Source organism: Pseudomonas sp. UBA6315 (assembly GCF_002438125.1).
Lineage (GTDB): Bacteria > Pseudomonadota > Gammaproteobacteria > Pseudomonadales > Pseudomonadaceae > Aquipseudomonas > Aquipseudomonas faucium.
In genome coordinates, this window is sequence record NZ_DJTF01000011.1 from 1 (window position 1) to 9819 (window position 9819).

The following is a 9819-nucleotide window of genomic DNA, read 5'->3' on the forward strand; positions in this document are numbered from 1 at the left end:
GCGAACGGGCTGCAAAGCAGCCCCAATTGGTGCCATGACGCTATATTGCCGGGGCTGCTTCGCAGCCCTTTCGCGACACAAGGCCGCTCCTACACGAGTCGCGTGCCAAGTCCTGGTCGGTCAAGTCATTGAGAAATGATGACTTTTTCTCCCCCAGAGGTTGTATCTGCTCCCAAGACCAGTACAATGGCGCCACTCGCTGCTCAGCGAGGCGCGTAGTGGTGGCCCCATCGGTCCCCCCGCATTGATTACCCGTTAACCTGGTCAGGCCCGGAAGGGAGCAGCCATAGCGGGAACATCGAGTGCCGGGGTGTGGCTGGTGGGGCCGCCTCCATTTCTAGGCTGGGAAAATCAAGTGCTGTTGCCTCTTGGGTCGCCATCCTCTCGGCATTTGCCTGAGTTGTTTCTGGACATCTCGCCCTTTAGGCTTTGGTAATCCCGTTTTTTTCCATGCCCTGCCGCTGATAGCTTCATCAGCCGCTGGAATTTCGGGCAGGCCAGATGATCCACTTCAGGGCACTGCGCCGCATGTCGCAGCCCCTTGCTCATCGCCTGCAACTGCCTGATGCGCGCATCCAGTTCATCCGCCTTGGCTATCAGCATCTGCCGGTCCACCTGCAGATTGACCAGCATCGCTCCCACTTCATCCAGAGAAAACCCCGCAGCCTGACCCAAGGCAATCAGCGCGAGCCGGTCTGCCACGTCAGCAGCAAACTGCCGGCGTTGCCCCTGCCCGGCGAGTGATTTGAGCAAGCCTATCTTCTCGTAGTAACGCAGCGTCGATGCAGGTACACCTGTGCGTTTGGCGACATCGGCAATGTCCATTTAAGGCCCTTGACTTGAAGTTGACTTCAACTTCTATGCTGCGCGGCATGGTGATGACCGTCAATCTTCGAGGGCTTGTTCAATGACGTTTTCTGCGATGTTTCTTGCTGCGTTGCCCATCGGCATGGGTGCCACGGTGCTCATGGACTTGTGGGGCCTGCTGTTGAGGCGGTTGGGTGTGGCCACGCTGAACTTCGCCATGGTCGGGCGTTGGGCAGGGCACGCGCTCAAGGGGCGCATGTGGCACCAGGCGATTGCCAAGGCCGAACCGGTGCGCCACGAGTTGGCGTGGGGTTGGGTGATTCATTACGCCATCGGTGTGCTGTTCGCCATGCTGTTGATCGCGATGGCAGGGGAAAGCTGGTTGCAGGCGCCCACGTTGGGGCCTGCGCTTGTTGTTGGTATGGGCACGGTGGTGGCGCCGCTATGTTTCATGCAGCCGGTGATGGGGGCAGGGTTCTTTGCATCTAGAACGCCTGCGCCTGCGCGTAACTGTTTGAAGAGCCTGGTGACGCATTTGGTGTTCGGGGTGGGGTTGTTTCTGAGCGCGGCAATGATCGCCTGGCCCTAATGCGTGAATGCGAGCTCAAGGCTAGCCGCGCAGCCCACCTGTTCAGGGGCGGGCCGCCGAAACCCCCTCTGTATGCCCCGTAACCCCATACCGCCGGGTAATCCGCTCGATCTCCCCGGATTCCTTCATCCGCACCAGCGCCCGCAAGATACCTTGGGTCGGTATCGCCGGGTCGTTGCGCACCATGCACCCCAGCGTCTGCTCCTCCAGCACCGCCAGCACCTGCAGGCGCTGCTCGGGAGGCAGCTGCTTATTGAACCATTGCAGCGACAGCTCATTGCTCACCGCATGCCGATAACGCCCGATTTGCAGCTTCTGTAGCGCCAGCTCCTGGCTGCGGCTGTCCTCGCGGCGCAACCGCCCCTGCGCGAACAACGGCTCCAGCGTGCCATAGGCATAACCCAGCACGGTGCCAATGGCCTGCTCCGGCAGTTGCTCCGGGCGAGTAGGGCTGCTGTCGCTGGCGCGGCCCACCAGCACATCGCGCTGCTCGAACAACGGCACGCTCCAGACGAAATTGCCCGGCCGGTCATTGAACCACTGGGTGCTGACATAGCAACGCACGTCGATATCGCCATCCTCCATCGCCTGTTGCAGGCGCAGGCGGGCCAGCACGTGGTACTCGGGCAGGGCGCCGGCTTCGCGGGCCAGGGCCTGTATCAGGTCGAACATCAAACCTTCGACCGGCTGGCCGTTTTCCAGGCGCACCAGCGGCATGCTCCAGCTCTCGGCCACGGAAAACCGCAGCACATTCGGGTCTGCCAGGCCGTGGGTCGACCAGAGCAGCAGCAGGGCCAGCAGTCTTCGCACTGCACATCCTCCTTGAACAGCGTGCCAGTGGCTAAGCTTAGTCGAACCATGCAGGGTGCAATTTTGGCCCCGCTCCGCTAGCATTAGCGATCTTCCGCTCGATCAGGCTGCGATGGTTTTTCGATGAGTTATCAGGTTCTTGCACGAAAATGGCGTCCGCGCTCGTTCCGCGAAATGGTCGGCCAGGCCCATGTGCTCAAGGCCTTGATCAATGCCCTGGACAACCAGCGCCTGCACCACGCCTACCTGTTCACCGGCACGCGGGGCGTGGGCAAGACCACCATTGCACGCATCATCGCCAAATGCCTGAACTGCGAAACCGGCATCACCTCCACGCCCTGTGGCACCTGTTCGGTGTGCCGGGAGATCGACGAGGGGCGTTTCGTCGACCTGATCGAGATCGACGCCGCCAGCCGCACCAAGGTCGAAGACACCCGCGAACTGCTCGATAACGTGCAGTACGCGCCAAGCCGTGGGCGCTTCAAGGTCTATTTGATCGACGAAGTGCACATGCTCTCCACCCACTCCTTCAACGCCTTGCTCAAGACGCTGGAAGAGCCGCCACCCTACGTCAAGTTCATCCTTGCCACCACCGACCCGCAGAAGCTGCCGGCGACCATCCTTTCGCGCTGCCTGCAGTTCTCGCTGAAGAACATGAGCCCGGAGCGGGTGGTCGAGCACCTGAGCCATGTGCTGCAGGCCGAGAACGTGCCATTCGAACCGGATGCCCTGTGGCTGCTCGGCCGCGCCGCCGATGGTTCGATGCGCGATGCCATGAGCCTGACCGACCAGGCCATCGCCTTCGGTGAGGGCAAGGTACTGGCCGCCGACGTGCGCGCCATGCTCGGCAGCCTCGATCATGGCCAGGTCTACGGCGTGCTGCAGGCGCTGCTCGAAGGCGATGCGCGGGCGCTGCTCGAAGCGGTACGCAACCTTGCCGAACAAGGCCCGGACTGGAGCGGCGTGCTGGCCGAAATGCTCAACGTGCTGCACCGGGTGGCCATCGCCCAGGCCCTGCCGGAAGCGGTGGATAACGGCCAGGGCGACCGCGACCGGGTGTTGGCGCTGGCTTCGGCCTTGCCGGCGGAGGACGTGCAGTTTTATTACCAGATGGGCCTGATTGGCCGGCGCGATCTGCCATTGGCGCCGGACCCGCGGGGCGGCTTTGAAATGGTCCTGTTGCGGATGCTGGCCTTCCGCCCGGCCGATACCGACGATGCGCCGAAGCCCGTACTAAAGCCGGTGGGGATCAGCCAGGCCACAGCTGATCCAGCAACCCCAGTGGCAGCGCCGGCAGTGGTGGCGCCTGCGGTTGCTGTCGTGGAGCCTGCCCCTGCCCCGGTGGCGGCGCCAGCGCCTGCTGCGCAGCCTGAACCCGAGCCCGAGCCCGAGCCAGTTGCGCCCACGCCGGTGGTAGAGGAAGTCATCGACTTGCCTTGGGAAGAGCCCGCCGCCGCGCCCGTGCCGGTCAGCGTAGAGCCCGAGCCCGAGCCCGTTGCGCCCGTGGCAGCGCCTGCACCTACCCCTGAGCCGGCCTATGACGAACCGCCGTTCGACCCGTCCGCCTATGCCTCGGCCGGCATGGAGCGCGACGACGAGCCGCCGATCGACGAGGACTACTACGGCGGCGAAAGCGACCCGGTCGGCTTCAGCTACCTCGACGAACTGGCCGAGCACGTGCAGGAAGAGCCCCCCGTGGCCACCCCCGAGCCATTGCCCGCGGCAGCACCGGCCACCGGTCTTGCGTTGCAATGGCTAGAATTATTCCCACAGTTGCCTGTCTCCGGTATGACAGGCAACATCGCCGCGAACTGTACGCTGATGGCTGCAGAGGGTGACGATTGGCTGCTGCACCTGGACCCGGGCCAGGGCGCGCTGTTCAACGCCACCCAGCAGCGCCGCCTGAACGAAGCGCTCAACCAGCACCTGGGGCGCACCCTGAACCTGCGGATCGAGCTGATCCGCCCCGAGCAGGAAACCCCGGCCCAGGCCGCATCGCGCAAGCGTGCCGAGCGCCAGCAGGATGCCGTGAGCGCGATCGAACAGGATCCGTTGATCCAGCAGATGATCAAGCAGTTCGGCGCCACGGTGCGGCAGGATACTATTGAGCCTGTAGATGCCCTGGTCAGCCAGGCGCAGTAACGGATAACCGTGCGGCCGGCCCTTTGCCAGGCCGCATCACATGACCCAATCGAGGTATACCCCCATGATGAAAGGTGGCATGGCCGGCCTGATGAAGCAGGCCCAGCAGATGCAGGAAAAAATGGCCAAGATGCAGGAAGAGCTGGCCAACGCCGAAGTGACTGGCCAATCCGGTGGTGGCCTGGTCAGCGTGGTGATGACTGGCCGTCATGACGTCAAGCGCGTCAGCATCGACCAGAGCCTGATGTCGACCGAGGAAGACGACAAGGAAGTGCTGGAAGACCTGATTGCCGCGGCACTGAACGACGCCGTGCGCAAGGTCGAGCAGAGCAGCCAGGAAAAAATGGGCGGCATGACCGCTGGCATGCAACTGCCGCCGGGCTTCAAGATGCCGTTCTGATCGTTTTCTGCTTCACAATGGGGAGCAACGGCCACGCGGCCGTTGCTCCCTTGTTCATTCTGTTTGGTGAAATGACAGGCCCGCATACATGAGCTTCAGCCCCCTGATCCGTCAACTGATCGATGCTTTGCGCATCTTGCCCGGCGTCGGCCAGAAAACCGCCCAACGCATGGCCCTGCAGCTGCTGGAGCGCGACCGCAGTGGCGGCACCCGCCTGGCACAGGCCCTGAGCCAGGCCATGGACGGCGTCGGCCACTGCCGCCAGTGCCGCACCCTGACCGAGCAGGAGCTCTGCCCGCAGTGCGCGGACCCACGCCGCGACGACAGCCAGCTGTGCGTGGTGGAAGGGCCGATGGATGTGTATGCGGTGGAGCAGACCGGCTATCGCGGCCGCTATTTCGTGCTCAAGGGGCACCTGTCGCCGCTGGACGGCCTGGGGCCTGAGGCGATTGGCGTGCCGCAATTGATGGCGCGGATCGAAGAGCAGGGCAGTTTCACCGAGGTGATCCTGGCGACCAACCCGACGGTGGAAGGTGAGGCGACGGCGCACTACATTGCGCAGCTGCTGGCGGAGAAAGGCTTGGTAGCTTCGCGGATTGCCCATGGCGTGCCATTGGGCGGCGAGCTGGAGCTGGTCGATGGCGGGACGCTGGCGCACGCCTTTGCCGGGCGCAGGCCGATTTCTCTTTGATTGCATGGGGCTGCTGCGCAGCCCAATCGCCGGCAAGCCGGCTCCCACAGGTACAGCGCAAGCCTCGAGAGCGATGCAGCCACTGTGGGAGCCGGCTTGCCGGCGATTGGGCCGCCAAGCGGCCCCGTTTACTCAGTATTCGCTCAGCGAAAACTCGGTCAGGCAGAAGGTCGGCACCCCAGCCGCCTGCAGTCGGCGCGACCCATCCAGTTCCGGCAAATCGATGATTGCCGCCGCCTCGAACACCTGGGCCCCCGTACGGCGCACCAGGTTGGCGGCCGCCAGCAAAGTACCGCCGGTGGCGATCAAATCATCGAAGATCAGCACCGAATCGCCTTCGCACAGGCTGTCGGCATGCACTTCCAGGAAGGCTTCGCCGTACTCGGTCTGGTACCCCTCCGACAACACGTCAGCCGGCAGCTTGCCCTGCTTGCGGAACAGGATCAGCGGCTTGTTCAGTTGGTGGGCGATGATCGAGCCGATCAGGAAACCGCGCGCGTCCATGGCGCCGATGTGGCTGAAGTCAGCCTCCACATAGCGCTCGATGAACTGGTCGGCCACATAGCGCAGCCCGCGTGGCGACTGAAACAGCGGGGTGATATCGCGGAAGATCACGCCCGGTTTGGGGAAGTCCACTACCGGGCGGATCAGGGCTTTGAGGTCGAAGGCGTCGCTGTGCATTATCGCGGGTATCCTGGGAAAACGATTGCGCCAGTATACCTGCTTGGCGCCGCTTTCAGACCTCCATCGCACCACCGGCCAGCGCACAGAGCTGGATCGGGTCGAGGATGTGCACTTCCTTGCCTTCGGCGCGGAGCAAGCCGTTCTGCTGGAAGCGGGTGAACACCCGCGAAACGGTTTCCACCGCCAGGCCCAGGTAGTTGCCGATCTCGTTGCGCGACATGCTCAGGCGGAACTGGTTGGCCGAATAGCCGCGGGCGCGGAAGCGTGCGGACAGGTTGACCAGGAAGGTGGCGATGCGTTCGTCGGCGGTCTTTTTCGACAGCAGCAGCATCATCTGCTGGTCGTCGCGGATTTCGCGGCTCATCACCCGCATCAACTGGCGGCGCAGTTGCGGCAATTGCACCGAAAGCTCATCCAGGCGCTCGAAGGGAATCTCGCACACCGAGGTGGTTTCCTGGGCCTGGGCCGAAACCGGGTAGGCTTCGGTGTCCATGCCGGACAGGCCGACCAGTTCGCTGGGCAGGTGGAAGCCGGTGATCTGCTCCTCGCCGCTGTCGCTCAGGCTGAAGGTCTTCAGCGCGCCGGAACGTACCGCGTAGACCGAGCCGAAATTGTCACCTTGGCGGAACAGGAACTCGCCTTTCTTCAGCGGCCGTCCGCGCTTGACGATGTCATCCAGTGCATCCATGTCTTCCAGGTTGAGCGAAAGAGGCAGGCACAGGGGCGCCAGGCTGCAATCCTTGCAATGGGCCTGGTTGTGAGGGCGCAGTTTGACTGGCTCGGACATTTGAATCGATCCTTGTGGGAAAGCACACATAAGACGTAAGGGTAACCTACGGCATAGGGTGTAGGCCAGCGTGCGCTATTTTGGTGCGCCCTGGCCGAACCCCAGCTGCTTGATGCCGGGGGTCCGTTCTCGCCCATAGTGTGCCTGGCAAGGCCGCTTGTCCATGCGGTTAATCGCCTCCCCCGGCTAGATAACTCGGGAGAATCGCTGGCGGTTGTGCATCGCCAGGTAGGCATCGAAGAGCATGCACACCGAGCGTGCCAGCAGGCGCCCGGCCGGCAGGATGCGGATGCCCTTGTCGTCGAGGCTGATCAGGCCGTCGCGCTGCAGGGTCTGAAGTTCTGGCCACAGTTCATTGAAGTAGCCGCGAAAATCCAGAGTGAAGGCCTCCTCGATGGTTTCGAAATCCAGCTCGAAATGGCAGATGAGCTGCTGGATCACCGCCCGCCGGATGCGGTCGTCGTGGTTGCACAGCAGCCCGCGCTGGGTCGCCAGCTGGGCGTTGGAGAGGCTGTCCTGGTAGGTGTTGAGGTCACTGCTGTTCTGGCAGTAGAGGTCGCCGATCTGGCTGATCGCCGACACCCCGAGGCCGATCAGGTCGCAGTGGCCGTGGGTGGTGTAGCCCTGGAAGTTGCGCTGCAGCGTGCCTTCCTCCTGGGCCACCGCCAGTTCGTCGTCGGGCAGGGCGAAGTGGTCCATGCCGATGTAGCGGTAACCGGCGGCGGTCAGCTGCTCGATGGTGTTGTGCAGCATCTCGAGCTTGGCCGCAGGCCCCGGCAGGTCGCTGGCGTCGATGCGCCGCTGGGGCATGAAGCGCTCGGGCAGGTGCGCGTAGTTGAACACCGACAGGCGGTCGGGTTGCAGGCGGATCACTTCTTCCACCGTGCGCGCGAAGCCTTCCGGGGTCTGCTTGGGCAGCCCGTAGATCAGGTCGAGGTTGACCGAGCGGAACTGCAGGGTGCGCGCCGCCTCGATCAAGGTGCGGGTCTGCTCCAGACTCTGCAGGCGGTTGACTGCCCGTTGCACGGCCGGGTCCAGGTCCTGCACGCCGAGGCTGACGCGGTTGAAGCCCAGTTCGCGCAGCAGGCCCATGGTCGACCAGTCGGCCTCGCGCGGGTCGATCTCGATGCCGTAGTCGCCGGAGTCATCGTCCAGCAGGTTGAAGTGCTGGCGCAGGGTGGCCATCAGCTGGCGCAGTTCGACGTGGCTGAGGAAGGTAGGGGTGCCGCCACCGAAGTGCAGCTGTTCGACCCGCTGTTTCGGGTCCAGGTGGCAGGCGATCAGCTGGATTTCCTGCTCCAGGCGCTGCAGATAGGGCGCAGCGCGGCCCCGATCCTTGGTGATGACCTTGTTGCAGGCGCAGTAGTAGCAGATGTTGGCGCAGAACGGCACGTGCACGTACAGCGACAGCGGGCGCACCGCTCGCCGGCTCTCGCGCAGGGCGTGGAGCAGGTCGAACGAGCCCACTTCGCTGTGCAGTTGCACCGCGGTGGGGTAGGAGGTGTAGCGCGGGCCGGCCAGATCGTAGCGACGGATCAGGTCGGCATCCCAGCGTAGATCTTCGAACATGTGGGCGGTCCCGGAGTGAGCAGCAGTGTCCGGAGTCTAGGGGCGCCTGCAGGCGGCCATCTTGATTTGTATCAAAAGGCATCGGGGCCGCCGGGCGGCTCAAAAAATGTTTTTGATCGGTATCAAAGGGCGTTCAGCTGCCAAAGGCGCCCGCTCAATGCCCCATCATCCAGTGCTGATGCGGGCCAGGCATCGTCCACAGGCCAAACAGGATCACCAGCAAGCCGCCCGCCACGCGCACGCTGCGCCGGCGCAGCAGGCTGTTGACCCGCTCCGCCGCCAGCCCCGTGGCCAGCAGAACCGGCCAGGTGCCCAGCCCGAACGCCAGCATCAGCGCAGCGCTGTACCCGGCATTGCCCTGGCTTGCGGCCCACAACAAGGTGCTGTACACCAGCCCGCACGGCAGCCACCCCCACAGCGCGCCCAGCAGCAACGCCCGCGGCAGGCTGGAGACCGGCAGCAGGCGCGAGGCCACGGGCTGGATATGCCGCCACAACCCTCTGCCCAGCGCCTCGATGCGTGTCAGCCCGCTCCACCAGCCCGCCAGGTACAGGCCCATGGCGATCAGCAGCAGCGCCGCCACCACCCGCAAAGCCAGGGCCGCCGGGCTGCTGGCCACGGCCCAGCCGGCCAGGCCCAGCAGCAGGCCGGCGCAGGCGTAACTGAGGATGCGGCCCAGGTTGTAGGCCAGCAACAGGCGCGCGCGCCGGGCACGTTGTTCGGGCGGGATGGCCAGGGTCAGGGCGCCCATCAGGCCGCCGCACATGCCCAGGCAATGGCCGCCGCCGAGCAGGCCAAGGATCAGCGCCGAGCCGAGCAGGGCAAGCAGGTCAGGCACGGGGCGGTGTTTCCTGGTCGTCGGGCTTGGTGGTTTCGTCGTTTACGGCGGCCTGGTGGCGCGGGTCCTGGTCGTCGAACAGGATGCTGTGGGCGGGGCTGTCGAGGTCGTCGTACTGGCCGCTGTCCACCGCCCAGAAGAAGATGTACACCGCCACGCCGACGAGCAGCAGGGCGGCCGGGATCATGACATAGAGGGCGGGCATGCGGGCTTCCTTCCAGGGTGTGCCGGGCCGCTTGCGGGGCTGCCCGCGCCGACGGGCAGGCGGGTCAGGCGCAAGGCGTTGAGCACCACGATCAGCGAACTGACCGACATACCGATGGCCGCCCACACCGGGGTGATCCAGCCGAGCGCGGCAAACGGCAACATCAGGCCATTATACAGGGTTGCCCAGGGCAGGTTCTCGGGGATGTTGCGGCGGGGGGGGGGGGGGGGGGGCGGGGGGGGCCCGACGCCCGCCCCGCGGGGGGCTGGCAACCACCCGGCCGCCCGGCGGGGTGGG

Annotated in this window: 11 protein-coding genes, 1 other RNA gene and 1 pseudogene; 5 read left to right on the forward strand and 8 right to left on the reverse strand. The window is 64.7% G+C overall.

Annotation, left to right across the window (positions count from 1 at the left end; genetic code table 11):
- The first annotated feature begins 228 nt into the window (after positions 1–228).
- Positions 229–325, forward strand: an RNA gene (gene ffs / locus B3E94_RS00955) — signal recognition particle sRNA small type.
- Positions 326–351: 26 nt separating this feature from the next.
- Here ffs and B3E94_RS00960 read toward each other — a convergent pair.
- Positions 352–825, reverse strand: coding sequence for a helix-turn-helix domain-containing protein (locus B3E94_RS00960; RefSeq protein ID WP_286911989.1), 474 nt, complete (start codon positions 823–825; stop codon positions 352–354).
- A gap of 82 nt (positions 826–907) precedes the next feature.
- Here B3E94_RS00960 and B3E94_RS00965 point away from each other — a divergent pair, with 82 nt between their 5' ends.
- A complete protein-coding gene (locus tag B3E94_RS00965) occupies positions 908–1396 on the forward strand; it encodes a DUF2938 domain-containing protein (RefSeq protein ID WP_286911990.1) in 489 nt (162 codons plus the stop codon).
- Positions 1397–1438: 42 nt separating this feature from the next.
- On the opposite strand, the gene B3E94_RS00970 is transcribed toward B3E94_RS00965, so the two are convergent.
- The gene (locus B3E94_RS00970) at positions 1439–2206 is read right to left on the reverse strand and encodes a substrate-binding periplasmic protein (protein ID WP_286911991.1); all 768 of its coding nucleotides are present in this window, start codon (positions 2204–2206) and stop codon (positions 1439–1441) included.
- A gap of 123 nt (positions 2207–2329) precedes the next feature.
- Here B3E94_RS00970 and dnaX point away from each other — a divergent pair, with 123 nt between their 5' ends.
- The 3 genes from dnaX to recR all read left to right on the forward strand — a co-directional run bounded on the left by dnaX (position 2330) and on the right by recR (position 5439).
- On the forward strand, positions 2330–4348 hold the full coding sequence (dnaX, locus tag B3E94_RS00975; protein ID WP_286911993.1) for a DNA polymerase III subunit gamma/tau: 2019 nt from the start codon (positions 2330–2332) through the stop codon (positions 4346–4348).
- Between the two features lie 64 nt (positions 4349–4412).
- A complete protein-coding gene (locus tag B3E94_RS00980; RefSeq protein ID WP_012315418.1) occupies positions 4413–4748 on the forward strand; it encodes a YbaB/EbfC family nucleoid-associated protein in 336 nt (111 codons plus the stop codon).
- A gap of 88 nt (positions 4749–4836) precedes the next feature.
- Positions 4837–5439 (forward strand): recombination mediator RecR, encoded by a 603-nt coding sequence (recR, locus tag B3E94_RS00985; protein ID WP_176517115.1) that lies wholly within the window; start codon positions 4837–4839, stop codon positions 5437–5439.
- Positions 5440–5571: 132 nt separating this feature from the next.
- Here recR and B3E94_RS00990 read toward each other — a convergent pair whose 3' ends face one another.
- From B3E94_RS00990 to B3E94_RS01015, 6 genes and pseudogenes are all read right to left on the reverse strand, one after another.
- Positions 5572–6120: an adenine phosphoribosyltransferase gene (locus tag B3E94_RS00990; RefSeq protein ID WP_236237127.1), complete on the reverse strand. Its 549-nt coding sequence runs from the start codon at positions 6118–6120 to the stop codon at positions 5572–5574.
- Positions 6121–6175: 55 nt separating this feature from the next.
- Complete coding sequence (gene fnrA / locus B3E94_RS00995) at positions 6176–6910, reverse strand: Crp/Fnr family transcriptional regulator FnrA (protein WP_176517109.1); 735 nt, start codon at positions 6908–6910, stop codon at positions 6176–6178.
- A 186-nt stretch (positions 6911–7096) separates the two neighbouring features.
- Positions 7097–8479: an oxygen-independent coproporphyrinogen III oxidase gene (gene hemN, locus B3E94_RS01000; protein WP_176517107.1), complete on the reverse strand. Its 1383-nt coding sequence runs from the start codon at positions 8477–8479 to the stop codon at positions 7097–7099.
- Positions 8480–8633: 154 nt separating this feature from the next.
- On the reverse strand, positions 8634–9317 hold the full coding sequence (locus B3E94_RS01005) for a sulfite exporter TauE/SafE family protein (protein ID WP_286911995.1): 684 nt from the start codon (positions 9315–9317) through the stop codon (positions 8634–8636).
- Entirely contained in the window at positions 9310–9522 is a 213-nt protein-coding gene (ccoS, locus tag B3E94_RS01010) for a cbb3-type cytochrome oxidase assembly protein CcoS (RefSeq protein ID WP_286911996.1), read from the reverse strand. The genes B3E94_RS01005 and ccoS overlap by 8 nt, the downstream gene beginning before the upstream one ends.
- Positions 9501–9737: pseudogene (locus B3E94_RS01015) on the reverse strand (hypothetical protein); the annotation flags it as partial. The gene ccoS and the pseudogene B3E94_RS01015, both read right to left, overlap by 22 nt.
- Between the last annotated feature and the right edge of the window lie 82 nt (positions 9738–9819).

Excerpts from the sequence above, each read along its gene's own strand:
- B3E94_RS00960 (WP_286911989.1), bottom strand. The coding sequence starts at position 825 with ATGGACATTGCCGATGTCGCCAAACGCACAGGTGTACCTGCATCGACG.
- B3E94_RS00965 (WP_286911990.1), top strand. The coding sequence starts at position 908 with ATGACGTTTTCTGCGATGTTTCTTGCTGCGTTGCCCATCGGCATGGGT.
- dnaX (WP_286911993.1), top strand. The coding sequence starts at position 2,330 with ATGAGTTATCAGGTTCTTGCACGAAAATGGCGTCCGCGCTCGTTCCGC.
- B3E94_RS00980 (WP_012315418.1), top strand. The coding sequence starts at position 4,413 with ATGATGAAAGGTGGCATGGCCGGCCTGATGAAGCAGGCCCAGCAGATG.
- recR (WP_176517115.1), top strand. The coding sequence starts at position 4,837 with ATGAGCTTCAGCCCCCTGATCCGTCAACTGATCGATGCTTTGCGCATC.
- B3E94_RS00990 (WP_236237127.1), bottom strand. The coding sequence starts at position 6,120 with ATGCACAGCGACGCCTTCGACCTCAAAGCCCTGATCCGCCCGGTAGTG.
- fnrA (WP_176517109.1), bottom strand. The coding sequence starts at position 6,910 with ATGTCCGAGCCAGTCAAACTGCGCCCTCACAACCAGGCCCATTGCAAG.
- hemN (WP_176517107.1), bottom strand. The coding sequence starts at position 8,479 with ATGTTCGAAGATCTACGCTGGGATGCCGACCTGATCCGTCGCTACGAT.
- ccoS (WP_286911996.1), bottom strand. The coding sequence starts at position 9,522 with ATGCCCGCCCTCTATGTCATGATCCCGGCCGCCCTGCTGCTCGTCGGC.